The following is a 23,528-nucleotide window of genomic DNA, read 5'->3' on the forward strand; positions in this document are numbered from 1 at the left end:
AGTTAGCGTAGACATACTCTAACGTTAAGCCCTGGCTAATCGCGCAGGATTAGGTCGCATTGTAGCCGCGTTTGACCAAATGCTGGCCCAATTCACAGGAGTCAGGTAGACGCCAGTGCACTGTGCCGGTGTTTATGCCTTTATCATATCATTACTGTGATCTAGATCAAACTATTAATTATTCGAGGAGCAAAAGTGGTCACCTGAATCTTATAGCAGACTAGGGACTGTTGACCTTTGGTGGTTGAATTTTGTTCAAATTAAACGCATTTTGAACGCGGCGCCCCCTGCGACGCTTAATGAGTGAAGCAAGCCGGGGGCAACAAAGTTCAGGATGCGTTTAAATGAACCCCAAGGGCAGTATCTGAGAGGAATTTATCCAGCGTTAAACGTTCTTTGTGGAGAATAACTACACGGCACAACGTTTGCCTTGCCTAAATCTCTCTCAGATTTCTGCAAAACTAATCACAAAAGGTCAACAGTCCCTAGGTATTTTTGATAGAAATGACACATTACGTCTTTACTCTAGCGTATAATTTGCAGTGCTTTGGATGTGAGCTATCATCTGTGATGATTAAAGAATTAACACAATTAATAACAAGAGTTTATTTATGAAAATTGCGATTGCGGGAACCGGTTACGTCGGGTTATCCAATGCCATGTTATTGGCACAACATCATCAAGTTGTTGCCGTTGATATTATAAAAGAAAAAGTCGAACAATTAAATCGGGGCCAATCGCCCATTGTCGATCACGAAATATCAGAATTTTTAAGCAATAAAGCGCTTAATTTTACCGCGACATTGGATGCCAATGAAGCCTATCATGATGCTGAATATGTCATCATTGCGACTCCGACCGATTATGACCCCGACACCCACTATTTTAATACCAGCTCGATTGAATCAGTCATCAAGCAGGTTTTAGCGATTAACCCCAAAGCCGTGATGGTGATCAAATCAACCATTCCAGTGGGGTATACCGAAGAGATTAAACAGCAATTTAATTGCGATAATATTATATTTTCTCCAGAGTTTTTACGTGAAGGCAAAGCGCTTTACGACAACTTATATCCCTCACGCATCGTCGTTGGCGAACAAAGTGAACGAGCTCAAGTATTCGCGAATTTACTCGTTGAAGGGGCGCTTAAAGAAGATATTCCTGTATTGTTTACCGATGCCACCGAAGCAGAAGCGATTAAATTATTTGCTAATACCTATTTAGCCATGCGAGTGGCCTACTTTAATGAGCTTGATACCTATGCCTTAAGTAAAGGACTCAATCCTAAGCAGATCATCCAAGGCGTCGGTTTAGATCCACGCATCGGCAGCCATTACAATAATCCGTCATTTGGCTATGGTGGCTATTGTCTGCCGAAAGATACCAAGCAATTATTGGCCAACTACGATGAAGTCCCGAACAATCTGATTCGAGCAATTGTCGATGCCAATACTACACGTAAAGATTTTATCGCGGACTCAGTCATCGAACGTAACCCAAGTGTTGTTGGCGTCTATCGTCTCATTATGAAATCGGGCTCTGATAATTTCCGCGCCTCCGCCATGCAGGGTGTGATGAAGCGGATCAAAGCCAAAGGGATTGAAGTGATTGTCTATGAACCCGTTCTGCAAGAAGATGAGTTTTTCAACTCCAAAGTCATCCGTGATTTAGATGAATTTAAAGCACAAAGCGATGTCATCGTCAGCAACCGGATGAGCGATGAGCTTAAAGACGTGGCCGATAAAGTCTACACCCGTGATCTGTTTGGGGCAGATTAATAAAGTCCATGTCCCGGCATCTGCTTCGCTCTTGCCGGGCTACATCAACACACAAATCATCCCGTAGCCCGGGTGAAATGTAATGGAACTCGGGGAACATTTCCTACATTCCCGGCATCCGCTTCACTCTTGCCGGGCTACATAAACACACAAACCACCCCGTAGCCCGGGTGGAATACAATGGAACCCGGGAAATTCCTTAAATCACCCCACAAACCCCGGCATCCACTTCGCTCCTACCGGGCTACATAAAATCAAAAACCACTCCGTAGCCCAGGTGGAATGCAATGAAACCCGGGACATTTCTTAAACCAACGCACAATCCCCGGCATCCGCTTCGCTCCTACCGGGCTACATCAACACACAAACCATTCGTAGCCCGGGTGGAATGCAATGAAACCCGGGAAATTCCTTAAATCACCCCACAAACCCCGGCATCCGCTACGCTACTGCTAGGCTACATGGCAAATAGTAAATACAAAAAAGGCCCTTTCGGGCCTTTTGCTTGTCAAACCAACTCTTCATTCATTATTGATTAATAATCTCGAGCTTGAACCTCATTAAAACCACGCTGTTCGGTAACATCATACAGGTGATATTTACGAATCAATTTCTGCCCACCATCACGAGTTAACGGCGTCCAACCAACTGAACCGCGTTCTACAGTAGATGTGGTCGTGATCTGATCGAGTGGGAAGGAGATATAAACCCCTTTGGTAAAGCTCCCTTCGCCGTAATCTTCACTACTGACATTGGTTAACGTTGCATACGCGCCCATAATAAAACCATTCGAGAACTCGCGGCTCACGGTTAATGTAGCCCCTTTATCTTTTGCCAGATAACGGCCAATATCTAACTCAGCGGTAATACCATCCCACGGCATCTGATAATAGATATTCAGATGTCCAGTTACAGTATGGTAATCCCTAAAGCCAAAACGCTCATCAAAATTACGCTGTTTGACCGCATTGACGTTGGCGCCAATGGCCCAACGACTACCCAAAGGCCGATAGAGCATCTCACCGCCAATCCCACCATACATATATTCGAGATACCCACCATATACCTCGGTATACAAATTGGTAGTCGGATGACCAAACCAGGTGGCTTGCAGGTCATTCACACCAAATTTAGATGTAGTTAAATACTCACGAATATAAGTTCGCACTCGGGGTAATTTACTAGGGGCATCGTATTTAAACTTATTAAAGTTATTGAACATATTGGCCGAAATCGAACCACTCAAACTAAAATTATTGGTCAATTGTAGCTTAGCCCCACCTTTAAGGATCACCTGATAGAGGTAGAATCCATCTGGCCCACCAATACTCTGGTTAAGCCCCGGGTTTAAAGAGAAACTCAACGGTTTATAGCTTTGATGCCATACTTGTTTGCCTTGAATGGGCTCAGTATTACCAACATAGGCAAGCTCTGGGCGCTTGTTAAAGTCATAATCGTGATCATGAATCTTTTTAAATCGCTCGCGACTGATCCGGGTTTCGGTGATATCCTGCCCCTGATTTTGCTCAATCACCCGAAATTGCCGAGTTCGCTCATTAGTTGCATTATAGGCAATTGCAGCAGTACGTTCATCGGCTTTACGTCGATCTCGATATTTAGTCTGCTGGCCAACCACTGTTAAACCATGTTTGCTCTTATAAATCGACTTCGGATTCAACCCCGCATTGTTTGATAACTCCTTGGCCACTTTATCCCAATCTGTTTCAGCTGGATTTATTGCCGCGGTTTTAAGTGGCTCTGGTGCCGGATCATGCTTTAACGCAACCACATCTTTGGTGAGATTAGTATGTAGAGTCACCCCAAACGACAAGGTATTACCTCGTTCATAAGCAAGTTGCAAATTCATATAAGGAGTGGCTCGAAAATTTAAGCCATAGTTAATACGTGAAGACTGCGGCTGATTATTATTTTTCGGTTCATGCTGATAGTTATTCCCATCTAATTCGACTTTGAGCGTTAAAGGTTGCCAAGGGGTTTGATATTCAATACCGCCAAAAATCGCAGCTTTTTTCCCACTAAAGAAGTTAGAAAAACTAAAGTTCCCAGTATCATCAATATTATTAACGGAGCTTCTTGTACAAAATCTGTCTGATTCATGACATAAAGGATTTGAAATATCACCAGCACTGCCCATATAGCCCCAAGCCATGCCTAAAGTGATATCAAATGGTCCAACCCGCTTGGTGGCATTAATAAACTCGGATGAAAATAACCCAGTCCCACCTAAATCGCGCAGCCCTAAAGCAATATCCGGGGTATAATAACCCTCTTTCCATAACCGAAATTTAACATCGACCCCTTTATCTTTATAGTGTTGATTACCAGACAATGAGGCAGGGCCATAAGCACGGTTAGTAATATTGACGTAACGAATGGATGCATTAAGCCAAGGTAGCGGTTGTAAATTCACAGTACCAAAGATGTAAGGATCAATGCGCGTATAATTAAAACTCACATCGCCATCGGGGGCCATTCGAGCGCTTGGCATCTGTATTAAACCAATCGCGCCAAAATCGTTACGTGATGGGGTAACAGGGTCAGTCCACCCGGCATAGGCCCAGAAACTTGGAAGCAGCAAGCCAGCTGCCAGACATACTTTATATAACTGCATCGCGAATTAACCGAGTTAATAAGGGAGGATCTGCGCCGCATAGAGCTGCGCCATTGAATCATTAAAATCTTGATGTCCACTTAAAGGAACATATAACACGCTACCCGGCGCTAAATAAGCTTTTTGGGCATTCCAATAGCTCACCCCAATTTTACGAATTTTAGTATCCGGCGTAATCACCCAAACATCACTCGGATCGGCGCCAGGTAAACGATTCACTAATTGCATATAATCACGCACCGTCACACCGCCTTTAAACGGCAATTTGGCAATTTTTGCCGCACCACCCACGATGATGCTAGAAGGACGCTTTGGCGCAATAAATGTATCACCTTGCAAAAGGGGACGATTCTGCTGAGGTTTAACCCCGACAATATCCCATTCAAATTGCCACAAAACCCGCCCGGTTACGACAAAACTAGTGATTTGACGATATAGAGAAGTACGGGTTTTTGAAGCCAAATGCATATCTTGCAAACGATATTGCAGTGCCCAACGCACACGGCTCTGCTCTCGTTTATCTTGTTCACGAGTTAAAGCAATCCCCAGTGGATAAGCATCTTTTTTAAGTTGCCAATGGCTGGATACGGCAGCAATACGAGTCCCTGGCGCAACATGATACATTTGCGGTTTCACAAATTGCCCCTTTGTTGAAACATCCAACGTGTAATCACCTGCATGAGAGTAACCGACTAGTCCCACCCAAAAACATAGAAGCAATCGCTGAGTCAACTTTTTCATTTTAAATCCTGTCGATAAGCTTTAAGTAAGGTCAAATGAATAGCAGGCAATTTAGGAATATATTGCTGACGCGACTGCCAAACGAGCCCATGGCTATCCAGCCAATAATGATTCACCGTATGGAAATCGAGTGTTGGTACAGAGTAACTCTCATCAACTTGTGTCAATTGTTTTTGAACACCTGCAATCGATATAGTCTGTTGACCGACGACTTTGTATTGGGCCTTAAATGGAAGACCATAGTGATACCCAGGCATAAAATCGACAAAACCTTCTGCCTTGGGATGCTCAGCAATACCTTTAAGCCCACCAGCTAACGGGTCAGCTGATGTAAAATGCAGCGAAAAATTGGCTTTTTTTAAGTCATCAGTGCGAATAATTCGACCATGACGAGTCACTAATGCCTCCTTTTCTTTGGTCACCCAAAGACGCTCATCACCTTTAGCAGAGGCCAAGATAATTAAAGCACGAGCATTGTCTCCTAATCGAGCATAACTGGCAGCATACGGAAGTTTATATAATTGCGCAGGCGAGATAGTCACATCCGAAGGTGTCGTCATAGCATCGCGAATAGTTTGAAAAGCCATCCGACTTTCGCTGCTACAACCGGAAACCAATATCCCAAGAGAAATGATGCAGATTAAGTTTTTAAGCATAGTCCATTAGCAATTAAAGGAAAAGAAGAAAGGCCAGCAAAACTGGCCCTATTATTTAGGAAATAGCAATTAATTAGTACCTGTAGTACCTGTAGTTCCTGCAGTACCGCTAGTTCCTGAGGTAGAGTTCTTGCTGCTCGCTACAGCAGCGACACCAGCCGCAGCGGCGGCGGCTGCACCAACCCCTACGGCGACAGACATACTACCAACACCGGCACCAACACCGGCACCAACACCAGCAGCAGCGCCACCAGCACCAGCAGTCCCACCCGCTCCGGCACCCGCTCCGGCACCCGCTCCGGCACCGCTACTGCCAGCACTACCGCTAGCTCCAGCAGCAGCACCCGCTGCGAACGCAGGGGTCGCTACCATGCAAACCGCAGCTAACAAGGCAGCAATTGCACTTTTTTTCATAAACACTCCTTTTTACACGTGTATGCTAAGAGCATACTCAATAGTAGAGCAAAAAAGCTTGCTCTACTAGTGAATATTCTTTGAACACTGAAAAGATAAGTGATTGATGGGTAATGAAGTCGTTGGGCAGTGGCATTATTAATTATCATTCCGTAGCCCGGATGAAGCGCAGCGTAATCCAGGAGTATTACCTAAACAACCAATAATCCCCGGCATCCACTTCACTCCTACTAGGCTGCATAAACACAAATCACCGTAGCCCGGGTGGAAGGAAATGGAACCCGGGAGCTTCTTATATAGACTCACACATTCTATGTATCTTGCATTCAAAATTCATACATATTCAATAAACATTCCGACCGACAAAACCTTTAAAAATAGTTAAAAATATAATTTTTATATCCAAAAAAATTGACCAATTGCGAATATATTCCAAATCATACTCAACACGCTTTTCCATTTTTTCAACTGTATCCGTCTCTCCTCGCCAACCATTAATTTGAGCCCATCCTGTAATACCTGGTTTAACCATATGTCGCAGCATATATCCATTAATTACTTTTCGATATATTTCATTATGAGCAACCGCATGAGGACGAGGACCAACAATTGACATACTCCCTTGAATTACATTAAAAAATTGAGGTAATTCATCTAGAGATGTCCGTCTTAGGAAACCTCCAATTGGAGTTAACCGACTATCTCCAGCCTTCGCTTGAGTAACAATATTGCCATCTTCCATAACAGTCATACTGCGGAACTTCCAAACTTTAATAGGCTTACCCTGAATCCCATAGCGAGTTTGTTTAAAGAATATAGGCCCTTTAGAACTTAATTTAATGGCAAGAGCTATAGCAATCATAGGGATTGCTATAATTAACAATATGACTCCGGCGACAATCAAATCAAAAATTCTTTTTAAGATACGGTTTGTCCCATTTAAGGGTGTTGAGTAAATATTGACAACTGGTAACCCATCAACATTATCCACTCTAGAGTTCAGCAACTCAAATGTGAATATATCTGGGACATACAAAACAGTACAAGCAGTATCAGCTAAATCTTTTAAAAGATTACTAATACAGTTTTGATGAGTAACTGGTAGGGCAATATAGACACGTTCGAACTTCTTCGCACGAGCATCATCAATTAACTGTTCCAAATCATAAACATCTCCAAGCGATGCTTTATTACTATATACATTTAAATTGTCATCATAGAAATATTCTATTTTTAATCCCATCCAAGGATTACTTCGAATTCGTTCAGCTAGTTCGCCAGCTAATTCTCCCGTACCAACAATAGCCACATGTCGAATATTATGACCATTTATACGAAAAGAGCGTAATAATTTACGAATTATGTATCTGTAAACAAGCAACACGAGCCAAGTCGTTACAAACCAAGATACTTGATGCCGACGACCATAGAATAAGTTGTGATCTAAAACAGTTACAATACTAACACTTATAAAAGCACTTAAAAACCAAATAATAGTGACTTGCCATGCTTCAGAGAGGAAAGGAGTTGTTCTCCATGACACATAAAAATGTTGGAATTCAGATATTAAATAAAAAATCAATATAGTTCCAATACCAAGCAAATACATAGATATAGGAAGATGATTATATTCAAGAGCTATTCCTAATGTGGAGGATAGAATAACTACAAAATCTATCAACCGAGTGATAACGCCTATATTAGCACGCCAATTATAAATTAACTTATTCATATTCCTCTAAATATCATAACTTTTATTAAAATAATCATATTGAGTACACCATATTGTTTACGCAACAAATCTAATATAGCCAGTGTTTGCCACGGAAACCACAGGAACATTCCCGTCATTCAAGGCTTTCGAGGACTACTTTACTTAAGTAGTTTTCATCCATCGCAAAACGCATTTTTTACGCTGAATGCCACCTTTCACACTCGTTTCTTGCTTTAAGAAGTTAAAACAAGCCTGCCAGATCCTCGATAATTCTTCGGCTCGATCGTCCACTCTAATGCGACATTTATCTTCTCTAAAGCCCACGTCCAATTGCCAGTGCATTGAATCCACTAACCCATGACTTTTGCTCGCATTATGTAGCTCTTCTACACTCAACTTTCTTGAGCTGATGGAGTAGCCTACCGATACATCATTCTCTGTGGCATGCTCGCTTTCTTGTCTTACGTTGACCATAATACCCATGCATTTAATTTCAGCCATTCGTAGTACTCAAAATCACTTAGTACACTCAAATCTTCATTGACCAACGCACATCGAATCTCTAATCGACCATGCTTTTATTCTGATTTAAATAACTATCAGCATCAAACTTGCTCAACATCGAGGGGAGATAATAATCATTAAAAGCTTGCTCTAAACTTCCTTGATTTCCCTTCACGGCAAATAAGTAATCCGCGCTTTTATCCACGATTTTCTGCGCTATTTTACGTTGGCAACCCTTCGCATCAATCGTGATTAAAAATCCTGTAATATCTAACATTTCCAGTAACTTAGGTATCTCAGTGATCTCGTTGGTTTTCTCGTTCACTTTGGATTGAACTAAGCAAACACCATTCGCTGTCGCAAACACATTAACCATATGGATTGTTTGATGGCCTTTGGCTTTGTTGTAAGACCCTCGCATGGTCTTTCCATCAACGGCAACAACCTCGCCTTTCGTTAGCTCATGACAGCCTTTCATCCAATCAATAAACGCCGATTGGAACTCTTTCGGATTGAGTAAACCCACCACTCTCGCCACTGTATCGGCCGATGGAATACCCGCTGAGGAATCGCCATAATGATTGAGAAAACCTCGTCTCATTTCACCAAAATCAACGATACCTTCCCATGCCTCTTGCCTCGATAAAACACCACAAACCGTCAGTAAAATAATATCTGATAATTTATGGGTCACTTTGCCCGTTTGTCAGTAATCGGTTAACGCAGAAAAATGCATAAATGGGTTCGCTAAGCTGGTCATAAGATGGCTCCGTTTTGAGTACGACACCATTAGAAAACAATGAAAATGATCTACAAATTAATCCTTTATCAATGTAAAAACATGAGAGCGCAGTCAATAACAATCGAGATAATATAGAGAATTCTGTTCTTAGCTCAACCCTTTAAAATCAAGGATATTCATGCGGTTTCCCTGCGAATCCAATGCTACGAGAACCATATCCTGCCAGGTGATTTGAAAATAGTTGAGTGATCGAAACTGCTTTGGGAAAGCATTTTGAGATAACGGCCATAAACGACTGCCATTTTTCCCACTCATAATTACAGAAAAAGTCATTAAATATGCCTCAAATTTTGTTGATAACTCGAGTTAGAGCCTTACGCCAATTTGCAATTTCAACGTGATAATTTTCAAAACTTAACTGACAATCTAATACAGAATATTGTGGACGCTGCGCAGCCACAGGGTATTCATCTGTATTAATCACCCTTAATTGAGGAATATTATCAATAATACCTTGTCGCTTAGCTTCATCAAAAATGGCCCTAGCAAAACCATGCCAACTGGTAATTTGATCGCCACAATAGTGGTAAAGTCCCCAAAGTTTCTGACCAAACTGAACTTGCATAACCATCTTAAGGATGACGTCAGCTAAGTCACCTGCATAAGTTGGGCATCCATACTGGTCACCGACAATTTTTAAAACAGGATGAAAATTAGCTAGCCTCAACATTGTTTTTACAAAATTATTACCATATTCACTGAAGACCCAAGCAGTGCGAATAATAATATGTTCACTCAAAGTAGACTGTACAATCTGCTCTCCTACTAGTTTAGTACTTCCATAAACGCTCTGAGGATTAGTCTGATCCGAAACCTTGTATGGGACAGTTGCTGTTCCATCAAACACATAATCCGTAGATATGTGAATAAGTGGAATAGCAGCGGTTTGACACGATTCAGCTAAATATCCTGGAGCTGTAGCATTTACTAAATAAGCATTTTCTTGATCGCTTTCAGCTTTATCAACAGCTGTATAAGCTGCTGCATTTATGACGATATCAGGTTGAAATATTTTAAAATAAGTGGCTATCGCTGACCTGTCGGTAATATCTAAGTTACTTTGATCTGGCGCTTGCCATTCATAATCAGTGTACTGCAAGCGATCTTGTAAACATCGCCCTAATTGCCCATTACCACCAGTCACCAATACTTTCATAAGTTACAGAACTCTTTAAACGAAGGAGCTAATAAATCTTTCTCTGAGAGGTTTAAATTCTCATGAAAAGGCCAATCAATCGAAATATCAGGATCATTCCAAGCAATTGAACCTTCATCCGAAGGATCATAATAATCAGTACACTTATATTCAAAATCAGCTGTATCAGATAGCACCACAAAACCATGGGCAAAACTAGGCGGCACCCAAAACTGCTTTTTATTTTCTTCAGATAAAATCACGCCTTCCCACTGACCAAATGTTTTTGATTCTGGGCGAATATCAACAGCGACATCAAATACTTCCCCCCGAACCACTCGAACTAACTTCCCTTGAGGCTTTGTTTTTTGAAAATGCAAACCTCGTAAAACCCCCTTAGTTGAGCGCGAATGATTATCTTGAACAAACGGCAACATAATTCCTGCCTCTTCAGCGTATCGTTTTGCCTGAAATGTCTCTAAAAAGAAACCACGATGATCACCAAACACTTTAGGTTCGATAATGACACAGCCTGATAACTTCGTTTCAATTACATTCATTATTTATAACCATCTAATACTTTAAGTAAATATTGCCCATATCCTGTCTTACTAAATTGATTCGCTCTTTGTTCAAGCTGCCTTTGAGTTATCCAACTTTTACGGTACGCAATCTCTTCTAAGCAAGCGACTTTAAGCCCTTGGCGTTTTTCAACAGTCTGAACAAAATCACCAGCGGCAAGCAATGAATCATGAGTGCCAGTATCCAACCATGCAAAGCCGCGACCTAGTAATTCCACGTTTAAAGCACCACGCTCGAGATATATATTATTCACATCCGTGATTTCTAACTCATCCCGGACGGATGGTTTGATTTGACGAGCTATATCGACAACATTATTATCGTAAAAATATAGTCCTGTAACTGCATATGGCGATTTAGCTTCAGCTGGCTTTTCTTCTATGCTGAGCGCTTTACCTCTCTGGTCAAATTCGACGACGCCAAAACGTTCAGGGTCATTAACATGATACCCAAAAATAGTCGCCCCCTCGCTACGGTGCACAGCATTATCAAGCTTATCTGAAAAATGCTGCCCATAAAAAATATTGTCCCCTAAGACAAGGCACACATTATCTTGGCCGATAAATTCCGCCCCAATCGTAAAAGCTTGAGCTAAACCCTCAGGCTTCGGTTGTGTAGCATAGCTAATTTGCACACCGAATTGAGAGCCGTCGCCTAAAAGGCGCTGAAAGCTCGATAAATCATCCGGAGTTGATATAATAAGGGTCTCGCGAATTCCACTAAGCATCAACACAGAAAGCGGATAATAGATCATTGGCTTGTCGTAGATAGGGAGTAACTGTTTGGAAACGCCCATCGTAATAGGGTGCAGGCGAGTTCCTGAACCGCCAGCTAAAATAATACCTTTATAATTAGGCATGGTGTTCTCCTATGCGAGCCAACTTATATTCCCCAGACAGAACTCGCTGCCACCATTGCTTATTATCGAGATACCATTGCACTGTCTTACGAAGACCTGACTCAAACGTCTCTTGTGGGATCCACCCTAACTCACTGGCTATTTTTGAAGGATCAATCGCATAACGAATATCATGGCCGGGCCTATCCGCAACAAAAGTAATCAGATCTTTATAGTTCTTCAAGCCTTTAGGCTTTTCAGGAACCAACTCTTCTAATAACTTACAAATTGCATGAACAACTTCGATATTTTGCTTTTCGTTATGTCCACCAATATTATAGGTTTGTCCAACTTTTCCCTCTGTTGCAACCTTATATAAAGCACGAGCATGATCTTCAACGAAAAGCCAATCACGAATTTGTTTGCCTTGTCCATAAATAGGTAAAGGCTTACCAGCCAAAGCGTTAAGAATAATATGTGGAATTAATTTCTCAGGGAAATGATAAGGGCCATAATTATTAGAGCAATTCGTCACGATAACAGGCAAACCATAAGTTCGCCCCCAAGCCCTAACCAAATGATCGGAGCTTGCTTTACTCGCAGAATACGGAGAACTTGGCGCATAAGAAGTTTGTTCGGTAAAATAATCATCCGGTCCATCTAAATCACCGTATACCTCATCGGTTGAAATATGATGGAATCGAAACACCGACTGGCGATCTGATGGAAGACTCGACCAATACTCTCGAGCGACTTCCAAAAGCTGATAAGTACCAACGATATTAGTTTGAATAAACTCCCCCGGCCCCTCAATAGAGCGATCAACGTGACTTTCCGCTGCTAGGTGCATAACAATATCAGGTTGGAAAGCCCTAAAAATATCTTTCAACTGCTTACCATCGCATATATCTACACGAGCAAAAGAGTATCGCTCTGAGCGCTGCGAATCAGGAATAGATTCCAAATTACCCGCATAAGTCAATTTATCAATATTAAAAACAGAGTGCTCTGTCTGTTCAAGAATAAGGCGAACAACAGCACTTCCGATAAATCCTGCACCACCTGTAACTAAAAATTTCACTGAAACCTCTTAACGTTCTTTTTGTGACCAATATGCTTTATGCATACTTAACTTGGGCCGAAGTGATTTGGGGAGCCTTTTATAATTTTTACCCAATTTATAACCGAGAATTTTACAAAAATTAGTAATACAAGCTCGAGGAATCCACATAGGCGCATGTTTAAGCAAATATTTAAATTCCGAAATTAAAAAACGCTTTCCTTCGCCCCCTGCCCCACCAAATTTCTCTTGAATCCAAGACTCAGTGCTATGGAAAACACCTATATCGAAATAACGTTTAAATTCTTGCCAGGGAGTATAATTATGGGAATGCTTAACGCAAGCATCTGCTTCGTACGCGATCTTATAACCAGATAGGATCATATGAGCAGCTAAATACATATCTTCTGATAAAATCACATCTTCAGGAAATCCCCCTAAGAATTTAAATACAGAAGAACGATATGCGGTAAAGGAATTTGATACAAATGCCGCTTTAATTCCGTAAACAGCGATATCATTTTTTCCCATAACTCGGCTTTGATCTGGATAATTAAAAAACCTAGCATGTGCAGCTATGGGGTTAGCATTATCATGTGGAATTTGCCGACCACATACAGCCCCTATGTCCTGATCATCAAATTTCTTTATCATAGAATATAGAGAACTAGTATTACTCAAGAATGCATCTTGAGTTAAAAACACAATAACATCTACTTCCCCAACTAAGTCAACAGCTATATTCCGAGTTCCTCCATGATTGAAATCCCTAGAAGGAATTATTGATATATCTAGCCCGGCCTCTTTAGCTATATCAATAGTGTTATCTCTTGAAGAAGAATCAATGATATACACTTGGGAACAAGAAGGAAATATTGTCTGTTTTGTTAATGTGCAAATAGAATTAGATAAAAACTGACCTGCATTATATGTAGGTATAATAATAGCAAATTTCATAAATTTATAATTTTTCAACCCTTGATTAATATAAAAATATTATCAACTCTTATCAAAAACTTTTGAAACACCACTAAATTCACTAGCTTGAAAATATTTTTGAGCATTTGAAAATCTATATTTAAACCCAAATAGCATATAAGCAAAAACAATCTGAGAGACAGTATTTAAATTGAAAAAATTATTAGTGAAAAGTAGAAGAATTGTAATATTTGAAAAAACAACGACGGTTATTAAGTTATTTAAATTCTTTGCACTGCAAATTATCATATTATATATCCAGCCTAATAGAAAATTAAATACAATCACCCCCGATATTCCAAATGACTTATAAATGCCTAAAAAACCGGTTGCGACATTAAATGCGCCAGAGATTTGCCAATCGTTGTCAAATTTATTACTATCAATTTTGAAAAAAAACATTCTAATAAAGCTTGGAAGTAGTCCCTTCAAGAAAGACAGATCATATGAACAAGTATGTATCATACTTATACCATTTATGAAATTTGCAATTGGTGTGGTTACATAAATATATACCCATCCGAACCCTGTAGGGAGCCAATTTGGATATGGTACATTAAAATGAGATAATGAAAGGAATAACTCTCGTCCAGTTCGAATATCTCCTATGAAACCAAATACTAGCAATAACAAAAAACCATAAATTATAAATTTCAATACAATTTTATTATTTCTTCTTAAAAAAAACATTAAAATAACGATTTGGAGAAAAGAAACAATTATCATTTTCCGAGTAACAACTAAAGCAAATAGGAGAAAAATAAAAAAAACCCAGACTAAAGCACTTTTATGTTTTGTTACATAAAAAATAAGAAACCAAGTTAATGAGAGCAATGCACCAAAGCTCATTAACATACCATGCAAACCATGTATACCAAAAGTAAATTGAGATAAGTTTGCACCACGCACCATAGACAAAAGTGGAATATAACCAGAATAAGCTATTTCTAATATAAGTGATATAAAAAAAACAAATGACAACATCTTTGTTTTTCTTTGTAATTTATCGATATTTATCACAATATTTTTTCTCAACTTTATTTTTTTTGTTTTATTCAACATTAATAAAGAAGATAAATAACCAATGAAAAAAGTTAGCGGGATAAGTAAACCTGCGAAATATACATCTTCGCCATTCACTTTACCCAATAAATCAGACAAGTGAAATGCATATAATATTGAAACACTTCCCCAAACAATAAAGTTTAAACTTAGCAATGATGTTGTATTAATTGTAAAATAAATATATTTCATTTTAAACCATAAAGTAGTTTATAGAACCCCTTGGGTAGAAAATAAAAAATTTTAATCAAAATATTTAAAATTATTTTTTTCGTACTACTTATATTAAACTCATTGATAATTAAGCAACAATTTTCAAATTTATCACAAATCAAATTTGCATTAACTAATTTGACAATGAAACGTTCCAAAAGAGTCTTATTAGAAATAATATAATTTTCATTTTTTTTAAAAATTATAGTTAAAGCTCGTAGTCTAGCTATATGATCTGCCGATATAGAATTGGATAATGTAAGTGAATCATATAACAGCTCCTTAATACACAAAAATTCATGTTCTCTAGATAACCTTAAAAATAAATCCCAATCTTGAAAACGAGGCAGTTCTTTATCAAAGCCATCAATTTTTATAAAAAACTCCCGTTTCATGATTACTGACGGAGTATCAACAAAGTTTTGATACAGTAAGTCATCAAAAATATAACCATTTTTAACAAAAGATGGCTGAGTAGTCCAGCTACGTTTCTTCTGCTTTCTATATTGACAATAAATAATTTTATCAGGGTTACTAATAACTACTGGCATTTGTCTTTCTAACTTATTCCTATACCAGATCACGTCACTATCAATAAATGCTATATAGTTGCCCGAAGAATATTTGAAGCCAATATTCCTTGACTCTGCCCCTCCTCTGTTTTCCAAATTTTTAACATATTTTATGTTAGTATTTTCTAGAGAAAGAACATATTCCTGAGTTGCATCTGTTGATGCATCATCAACTATGACTAGTTCAATATCACCTTCTTTCCAAGTCTGATTAAAAACACTATCTATAGCGCGCTTCAGATATTCAACTCTATTATAAGTAGGCATAATAACTGATAGTTTCATACATTATATACCCATATCAAATGTCTCACCAAGATTACCAGATAATCCATCTATAACAGCCTTTTTAAATATTTCATAGCGAGATTTATTACTACAATTCCGATAAAAAAATAGAAAAAATAAAAATACAGCCTTATTTATACTATAACTATATCTGTTATTAACAATACTTTGCTCAAAGTAAACTCTATTCCTAACACTATAATAAACCCGGAAATCAGAACCATTATTAAGATATGTATAAAAAGGGCTACTAATTTTTTTTAAGTTCCAAGATATATCTATATCTTCTATTTGACTGTCCAAAACAAGATAAATATTAGGTATTCTATAACTCCATTCATAATCATCTGCATAAACAAAAAATAATTCATTTGGAAGTCCAATTTTTTTTATCAATTGCTTATGAAAAAACATACCTCCATAGGGTGCTACCAGCACCTTTCCCGAATTAATTCCACAATCTTTTCTATAAGCTACTTTTATAAACTTCTTCTTAATAAATTTTATAATCTTAAAAGGGATATCTAAAATATGAAACCCCAAAAAACTATTTTTCATTCCTAAAATATAGCTAGGATTATTTTTAATAATGGCCTCCTTATAAATTGTTCGATCAGAACGATATGACAATAATGCTAGCTGTTCCTCTTTATTATCTATATCTACCAATTTAGTCCATTCATCTACTAATTTAGAAACGGCATTATGTTTTAGTTTATTATCATCATCCAACAGATAAATATAATCGCATTTCTGTTCTAGAGCCCTCTGAAGCCCAATTTTGTATCCTCCAGCAGAACCAAAATTTTTATCAAGATAGATGACTTGTAACACTTTAGAATATTTCTGTTCAAATAATACTAACTGCTCTTTACTCTCAGAAGTTGAATTATTATCAACCACAATAATAGTTGAAATCTCGTTTTCTATACAACTTTTAATTACTTGCTTTAAAAGACCAAAGCGATTTGAATATGTGACAATTACTGCACACACATTAAACTTGTTATATAACAACCTAAAATACCTTTTTTATAAACTGCTGAAACGTAGAATTCGCCATTTCTGATGCTTTGTTTTTAGCACTTATAACAGACTCCTTTAATTTGTTTCTAGAATCAAATTTATCTTGTATAGCAACTAATGTTTTTGAAAGAACATTTTTATTATCTAACATAGTCAATAGATCTTGACAGCAATAACCAAGATCTAATAATTCTAGTGTATTTGCCATTTTATGTTCATATGATAAAGAGAAAAATGGTATTTGGTTATTGATTGCAAAAATAATTGAATGATATCGAGCACCAACCACAAATTTAGAATTTCTCATAATACATTGCTGAATATCAGAAGAATAATCTGTATTTATCACACTAACTAGCTCTGGACAAATTGATTGTTTTTTTAGTGATTCAAAGTAGTTTGTATCATTTTCAAATCCAAATAACTGTGGTAATAACAATACATTTATCTTTTTATCTAAGAACTCATTTAAAATAGATAAATATAAATTATCTAACTGGCCCTTTTTATAGCGTTTGAAATAAGGATGCCATCTAGTTAACTCATTCGGGACAAACACTATATAATCTTCATTATATAAATATGTTAATTCATCAGGAAGAGTTATACATGGTACAGCTAAAAATGCTGTATCGATTGCTTTAGTATATTGAATTTTTAATTCATCAGCAAAGCGCTGACTTTTGGCATCCCTTAAAGATAAAAAATTTGCATTTTTTAAGACAAATTTACTATATCGCCTAAATACAACATTAGCAGGTAAAGGGCCAAAGGAAATGGAATATATAGCTAGCTTCTTGCGTAACTTAATAGCAACATATAGTCTCCATAAATAACGCCATCTTTTGTAAGGGCCTATATTAACCCCTCCAGGAGCACTAATAATTAACTGAGAATTATTTATTAGCTCGAACTCTTTATTTAATCCTGGAGTTAACTTACATATAACTTTAACGAGAGAAAAGGGTAATATAAAAGATAAAAAAATAAATATTTTTTCCAATTTTGTTAGAACATCTATTTTATTATGCTTAATTTGTTTATTTTCAAAATCAAAATATTCATCTTCCTTAACATAGACGGAGTTATATAAGATTTCGATATCATCAATATGATACTTAGTGCTATACAATTTATTTACTAATGCTCTACCAGCTGACTCGTCACCGTGATTAAGCGTATGTTGATTTAAAAGTAATACTCTCATTAGTTCCCTATTTCACAATTTTTTTAATTCTAGCAAGTTGTTTATCACCTACTGCATGTTTTACAATACTTTTCATGCTTCCTTTAAAATTCCTTTCTATTTGTCTTATCTGCTTTTCTGCTAATTGCTCATTAACATCGTCAGTGAATACTTCAAATAAAATTGGTTTTTCACTTACGTCAGGAGTGATAAATTTTTCAAAGACATCATTAAATTCATCCTTATTAGATGCTGTAATATAGTCAAATCCTAGGTTAATGGCATAATCCTTAATCAAGTTCGGAGATTTATTTCCAAAATGCCCTGCACCAGCCACATATAAATCTGTTTCATCGCCAAACTGGACAGCTGGATTATTCTTTATTTTAAACTCTATTCCCATGCCATTATTAATAATCAATATCCTCAAGTTGTTAGATAAATATCTATTACCTATTGCATTCATGTCATAAAAAAAAGCTAGGTCACCAAAGATACCAAAATAAATCTTATTTTTATCATATAGAGATGCCCCAAGAAGAGCAGAAACTCCACCATCTATGCCAAAACCACCGACATTAGAATTACAGTTAATAGTTCGATCAACATCAAAATAATTCCAAGAAGTTAAAGAATTTAATATACCAAAATGAATATTAGAATTTTTTGGTATTTTTGGTGATAATTGCTCTGCAACCCATAAATTTGAAAACACTAAATTAGGCATTTTTTTATATAAGTCACTTACAGTATCTTGCCATAAATTATAGTAAGTTAAGTTTTTACCACTTTCACTTGTATATTTTTTAAAAAAGGAAAACTCTGACATCTCAAATATATACTTTAGTTTTTTAAATGTATCACGTATTTCCCCATCCTCGTTAATTCGCCATACTTGACAGCGAGATACAAAAGGATGATAAAAGCCAGAGATTTCACCAATATGAATTAGAAGTTCTGGTAGTAAATGAGAATTATTCATTTCAAATTGAGTTAGAGGTAGTAAATATTTTACTCCATAATTTCCTCTATACCCACTAGTGTGATCGCAAAAAACGACGGCATTATTAGACTCACAGAATCTATCTATGATATTATTTTCATCTTCTGTAAAAAGCTTATGTGACCCTATGAAGATCCCTATTTTATTAGCTGATAATGTTGGAAATTTATCCTCAGTAGTGAACCTATAAATTGGCTCAATATCTGGTAATTTTTTTGTAGTATAACTTCTAGTATATACCGTTGTTAAATTTATATGGACAGGCCCCCCTCCATTACGATACAACTCTAAAATAGCTTGGTTAGTTTTAATTCGGCACTCCCAGATGTCATTTCTATCTTTTACTGTTGGTAGATGAACTGATAATTTAGCAACATCTTTTGGCATCGAAGTTCTATCAATAACTTGGTCTTCGTGATGCCCATATAATGCTCTATCTCGAGTAGATGTAATAGCTAAAATAGGTAGTTTTCGATAAAATGCTTCTGTCAAACCTGGAAGGTAATTTCTTGAAGCAGTAGCGCCGGTACAACTTAAAACAACAGGGTTGTTACTTTCTGCTGCTAAACCGCAGGCCATATATGCAGCGGACCTTTCATCCACCGCAGAATAAATTTTGAAGAATGGGTCAATTTGAAGACAGCGAACAAGAGCTACATTCGTTGTCCCTGGAGAAGCTATAATTTGTTTTATATTGTGTTTTTTGAGCAACGCAACCACAACTTGTGCATTTTTTTCATCTGTATATAATTGTCTCATATCATTACCATAATATTAACGTTGATCATTTTAATGAATAACCACCATCACATACTATAGTGTGGCCAACTATAAAATTCGTTGCATCATTCATTAAAAAGACAGCCAGTTCAGCAATCTCTTCCGGGAGAGCGACTCTTTTTAGAGGATTGTTAGGGCAGTAAGTATTTTTATCTCCCGAGTAAAATTGAGTATTTACTGCTGAAGTAGCTGTAATCCCGGGAGCAATTCCATTTATAATTATACCTTTCGGCGCTAATTTCATTCCTAGGCCTTGAGTTAATCCGACTATATCCCATTTAGTCATGCGATAGGGATATAATGCTCCTACAAATCCTCCTTGAGAGGAAATATTTATAACTTTTTTTATATTATTCTTATCATTATTTTTTTCCCAATAATGACATAAATTCTGAGTTAAAAAAAATAGTCCTTTTAAATTTATTGAATAAATCTCATTCCATATATCTTCTGTAACATTTGGATAAGTAACACCATTAACCACCCCCGCATTATTAATTAAGATATCTATATCTTTGCCATTTAATAATTCCTTGCAGGTGGCTAGTCTACTTTCCACTTTAGAAATATCTGAAACATCCCAATTAATATATTTTAATAGAGGGCTATTTATCTTATTAGAAGCTGTTCTTAGGGATTCTTCATTTCTTCCTGTAATTATAACTTGAGCCCCTTCTGATATACATTTCTGTGCGATACTAAACCCTATCCCAGAACTGCCCCCTGTAATTAATATTTTTTTTCCTTTTAACAAACCACCATAATTAATCTGCGAGATATTAACAGTTGAGTATCCACCGTACTTAATTACTTTAAACAAATTATATATTGTTATATATAATCTAAAAGATATTTTTTTTAATTTTTTTAGAATTCGATGCATATGTTCAACTCTTTTTGAATTTATTAATAAAGTAAGATGTTTTTATTTTAACCATCTCTCTCTCAACATTATTGAGACCTATAAAATACATAGATATTAAAACTGATACAACACTGCTTACAAAAACCAATATCGATGATAACACCTTATTATTGAATGATAGGTAAAATATAATTGGTAAAATTGATGAAAAAACCATTACTAATATGGTTGGTTTAATTACATTTATCAAATAACTTCTAACTGAAAGATTAATTAATTTTTCTACAATCACTAAGCGAATGACGAACATAATAAGATTAGCTAATATAGCGATAATAAATACAATATATGCTTTGAAACCTAAAACTAGAAATCCCCATGAACATGGTAGAATTAAAAAATTAACCGTTCCCATTGTTAATTCATATAGTCTCATTCGCCCAGGAGCTCTAGCGGCAGAAATTAGCGGTAAACAAGTAGAGTTAATTAACGTTTCAATAAGCACCAATCGGGTAAATAAGAGTGTGTTTTCTGGAACAATATTAAGCCATATTTTTAATATAGTATTTAACTCAATGAAAAGAGGTAGAAAAAAAAACCACATTAAGAAAAAAGTTCCCTTAGAACCTAAAAAAATCAGGTCAAACATTTCATCATATTTTTTAAATGCATATGATTTTATAATTGCCGGATATAACCCCATATTGAAATTATTCGAAAACATATTAACTTGATTAGCTACACTCATCGCAATACCTCTAGCTGCTACAGTTACGGGGTCAAATCTTTGATTGAGTAAGATGGTGAGCCCTTGTCTACGAATAACCACACTAATTTGGCCAAATAAGGTCCAACTTGTAAAGTTTGTTATTTGTTTTAATAAGTCCACATCCCAGTAAATTATTTTAAGTTGACATTCGTCATATTTAATAAAACAGGTAACTATATATATAAATGCTACAATTATTGAAATAACAAAGAGTAATAAAGAATATAATATTAATTTATCTAATATAATAAAAGGCAAAATAATTACGACTATAAGTTTTAAACAAACTTCAACAATAGATGTATATGCATAGATTTGCATATCTTCATGAGCAATAATAATCGCCATAAATGGGGTCGAAAGCAATGAGGAAAAAAATGTAAAGGTAGCAAAATGATATACCCAAACCGCTGCCTTAACTCGATCACTTGGGATATTTAAATGATTGCTTACAAACCACAAACCGATAGTTTCAAGTAATGCTACGGCTATAATAGCAATAACTATATATATAAGTAAATTTACAGAAAATGTACTATTTATTTTTGTATTATTTTTTGTACCTAATGCAAAAGAAAAAAAACGCTGCGTGGCTGAGATCATTGTGCCTTGCAAAAAAGAAAACAATGCAACGACTCCAGAAATAACCGTATATATTCCATAATCTTCAACATTTAATACATTTAAAAGAATTCTAATACTATATAAATTAACAATTACAATAAGTATTTGCCTTATATATAGCATCAAAGTATTTTTTAGTACCTTTGATTTCCCCAAAATTAAAATTCTCTTTTCATTATATTATTGGTACTCTTACTAAAGAATATTAATAATATCGACATGGAAAAAATTATTATATATCTCTATAGGTTTTATTCTAAAAAATGGGCTGAATACTAACTTAAAGTTAGTAGTATAGTTTTAATCCGATTTATTAGAAATAAATAAAATATAACAAATCCCTACAATTAACCCAATTATAATGGATATTATTACTATTATTAAATAATTAGGCTTATAAGCATACTCAGGAATTATTCCTGGATCTATAGTTTTAAACGCATATTCTTTTCTAACATTTGCCAGCATCAACGTCTTTGTTTGTTGCTCAATTAACTGATAAAGCATTGTTCTATTTTCTGCTAAACTAGTTTTATTTAGCTGATCATTAAGATAGTGGATACTATTTTGCGCATTCATCATGTCCTGTTGGCGCATCTCTTCATTCAAATCAGCAATGAGCCAAGTTCCCCATTGCTGGGCTATATTAGGTGAATAATAATCTACACTGACTGTTGTCATGTTTGTCTTGGTATCAGTATTCACAGCTAATATTTTTTTAAGAAAATATTTTATAGCTTCTAATAGAGTTGGTTTTAAACTTTTACCATCATCAATCAGCCATTGCTTAGTTTTAGAATTATATAAACTTGAATCGTACTTAAGGTGTTCAGTTTTTTTATCCCAGCCTTTGGTGGCCATCAGTTCTGCTAATAGATGATGGCGAGTGATAAAGTCTCCGATAAATTTACGCGATTGTAAAACTTGCAAAGCTAAAGTAGTTTTGTTGCTCCCACTGTTTAAATTAATCCCAGCCAATGAAGCTAAACCACCAAATTGGCTAGCTAATCCAGCCATCTGCCCTGCTTCATTATTGTCTGCCGGAGCAATCAGCACACTAGACTGGTAAACATTTGGTTGTAAAAATGCATAAATTCCCCCAGCGAGGCCAAATACAATGGCACAAGCAATAATCCACCATTTGCCTTTCCAAATGACTGAAAATAGTTCTCTTAAGTCGATTTCATCATCACTATGTTGAGGCATCGGATAGTAATATGGAGGCGGGGGATATTGAGGAGTTTGTTGTTGATTCTGTGTTTCGGTCATTGGTATGTCACTGTTTTAAGGGGAACCTGGATTCAAC

The 23,528-nt window shown here is 36.5% G+C and carries 20 protein-coding genes and 1 pseudogene; 1 reads left to right on the forward strand and 20 read right to left on the reverse strand.

Annotation, left to right across the window (positions count from 1 at the left end; translation table 11 throughout):
* The first annotated feature begins 611 nt into the window (after window positions 1-611).
* Window positions 612-1,778: a nucleotide sugar dehydrogenase gene (locus EV690_RS05985; protein WP_131912003.1), complete on the forward strand. Its 1,167-nt coding sequence runs from the start codon at window positions 612-614 to the stop codon at window positions 1,776-1,778.
* A gap of 535 nt (window positions 1,779-2,313) precedes the next feature.
* Here the strand turns inward: EV690_RS05985 and EV690_RS05990 are convergent.
* The 20 genes and pseudogenes from EV690_RS05990 to EV690_RS06085 all read right to left on the reverse strand — a co-directional run bounded on the left by EV690_RS05990 (window position 2,314) and on the right by EV690_RS06085 (window position 23,491).
* Window positions 2,314-4,410, reverse strand: a complete 2,097-nt coding sequence (locus EV690_RS05990) for a YjbH domain-containing protein (protein WP_131912005.1) — start codon at window positions 4,408-4,410, stop codon at window positions 2,314-2,316.
* A 15-nt stretch (window positions 4,411-4,425) separates the two neighbouring features.
* The gene (locus EV690_RS05995; protein ID WP_131912007.1) at window positions 4,426-5,151 is read right to left on the reverse strand and encodes a capsule biosynthesis GfcC family protein; all 726 of its coding nucleotides are present in this window, start codon (window positions 5,149-5,151) and stop codon (window positions 4,426-4,428) included.
* The gene (locus EV690_RS06000; RefSeq protein WP_165872675.1) at window positions 5,148-5,738 is read right to left on the reverse strand and encodes a YjbF family lipoprotein; all 591 of its coding nucleotides are present in this window, start codon (window positions 5,736-5,738) and stop codon (window positions 5,148-5,150) included. The genes EV690_RS05995 and EV690_RS06000 overlap by 4 nt, the downstream gene beginning before the upstream one ends.
* 138 nt (window positions 5,739-5,876) lie before the next feature.
* Window positions 5,877-6,221, reverse strand: a complete 345-nt coding sequence (locus EV690_RS18340) for a hypothetical protein (RefSeq protein WP_224054907.1) — start codon at window positions 6,219-6,221, stop codon at window positions 5,877-5,879.
* A gap of 343 nt (window positions 6,222-6,564) precedes the next feature.
* Entirely contained in the window at window positions 6,565-7,953 is a 1,389-nt protein-coding gene (locus EV690_RS06010) for an undecaprenyl-phosphate glucose phosphotransferase (protein ID WP_131912010.1), read from the reverse strand.
* A 115-nt stretch (window positions 7,954-8,068) separates the two neighbouring features.
* A pseudogene (locus tag EV690_RS06015) lies at window positions 8,069-9,199 on the reverse strand (ISAs1 family transposase).
* Between the two features lie 129 nt (window positions 9,200-9,328).
* The gene (locus EV690_RS06020; protein ID WP_131912012.1) at window positions 9,329-9,514 is read right to left on the reverse strand and encodes a sugar phosphate nucleotidyltransferase; all 186 of its coding nucleotides are present in this window, start codon (window positions 9,512-9,514) and stop codon (window positions 9,329-9,331) included.
* Between the two features lie 10 nt (window positions 9,515-9,524).
* On the reverse strand, window positions 9,525-10,397 hold the full coding sequence (gene rfbD / locus EV690_RS06025; RefSeq protein WP_131912014.1) for a dTDP-4-dehydrorhamnose reductase: 873 nt from the start codon (window positions 10,395-10,397) through the stop codon (window positions 9,525-9,527).
* The gene (gene rfbC, locus EV690_RS06030) at window positions 10,394-10,936 is read right to left on the reverse strand and encodes a dTDP-4-dehydrorhamnose 3,5-epimerase (RefSeq protein WP_131912015.1); all 543 of its coding nucleotides are present in this window, start codon (window positions 10,934-10,936) and stop codon (window positions 10,394-10,396) included. Before rfbC ends, rfbD begins: the two co-directional genes overlap by 4 nt.
* Window positions 10,936-11,817, reverse strand: a complete 882-nt coding sequence (gene rfbA / locus EV690_RS06035; RefSeq protein WP_131912017.1) for a glucose-1-phosphate thymidylyltransferase RfbA — start codon at window positions 11,815-11,817, stop codon at window positions 10,936-10,938. The genes rfbC and rfbA overlap by 1 nt, the downstream gene beginning before the upstream one ends.
* Window positions 11,810-12,877, reverse strand: a complete 1,068-nt coding sequence (gene rfbB / locus EV690_RS06040; RefSeq protein WP_131912019.1) for a dTDP-glucose 4,6-dehydratase — start codon at window positions 12,875-12,877, stop codon at window positions 11,810-11,812. Before rfbB ends, rfbA begins: the two co-directional genes overlap by 8 nt.
* Window positions 12,878-12,886: 9 nt before the next feature.
* A complete protein-coding gene (locus EV690_RS06045; protein ID WP_131912020.1) occupies window positions 12,887-13,813 on the reverse strand; it encodes a glycosyltransferase family 2 protein in 927 nt (308 codons plus the stop codon).
* 42 nt (window positions 13,814-13,855) lie between these two features.
* Window positions 13,856-15,088, reverse strand: a complete 1,233-nt coding sequence (locus tag EV690_RS06050) for an O-antigen polymerase (RefSeq protein WP_131912022.1) — start codon at window positions 15,086-15,088, stop codon at window positions 13,856-13,858.
* Window positions 15,085-15,966 (reverse strand): glycosyltransferase family 2 protein, encoded by an 882-nt coding sequence (locus EV690_RS06055; protein WP_131912023.1) that lies wholly within the window; start codon window positions 15,964-15,966, stop codon window positions 15,085-15,087. The genes EV690_RS06050 and EV690_RS06055 overlap by 4 nt, the downstream gene beginning before the upstream one ends.
* Window positions 15,967-15,969: 3 nt before the next feature.
* Window positions 15,970-16,965 carry a glycosyltransferase gene (locus EV690_RS06060; RefSeq protein ID WP_131912025.1) on the reverse strand — a complete coding sequence of 332 codons (996 nt, stop codon included), beginning with the start codon at window positions 16,963-16,965 and terminating at the stop codon, window positions 15,970-15,972.
* Between the two features lie 22 nt (window positions 16,966-16,987).
* Window positions 16,988-18,202 carry a polysaccharide pyruvyl transferase family protein gene (locus EV690_RS06065; RefSeq protein WP_131912027.1) on the reverse strand — a complete coding sequence of 405 codons (1,215 nt, stop codon included), beginning with the start codon at window positions 18,200-18,202 and terminating at the stop codon, window positions 16,988-16,990.
* A gap of 7 nt (window positions 18,203-18,209) precedes the next feature.
* Window positions 18,210-19,943 (reverse strand): thiamine pyrophosphate-binding protein, encoded by a 1,734-nt coding sequence (locus EV690_RS06070; protein ID WP_131912029.1) that lies wholly within the window; start codon window positions 19,941-19,943, stop codon window positions 18,210-18,212.
* Between the two features lie 25 nt (window positions 19,944-19,968).
* Entirely contained in the window at window positions 19,969-20,847 is an 879-nt protein-coding gene (locus tag EV690_RS06075) for an SDR family NAD(P)-dependent oxidoreductase (RefSeq protein WP_131912031.1), read from the reverse strand.
* A gap of 4 nt (window positions 20,848-20,851) precedes the next feature.
* Window positions 20,852-22,378, reverse strand: a complete 1,527-nt coding sequence (locus tag EV690_RS06080) for a lipopolysaccharide biosynthesis protein (RefSeq protein ID WP_224054910.1) — start codon at window positions 22,376-22,378, stop codon at window positions 20,852-20,854.
* Between the two features lie 144 nt (window positions 22,379-22,522).
* The gene (locus tag EV690_RS06085; protein WP_224054911.1) at window positions 22,523-23,491 is read right to left on the reverse strand and encodes a Wzz/FepE/Etk N-terminal domain-containing protein; all 969 of its coding nucleotides are present in this window, start codon (window positions 23,489-23,491) and stop codon (window positions 22,523-22,525) included.
* Window positions 23,492-23,528 lie beyond the last annotated feature (37 nt).

This window comes from Celerinatantimonas diazotrophica (genome assembly GCF_004339545.1).
In the GTDB taxonomy this organism is placed as follows: Bacteria; Pseudomonadota; Gammaproteobacteria; order Enterobacterales; family Celerinatantimonadaceae; genus Celerinatantimonas; species Celerinatantimonas diazotrophica.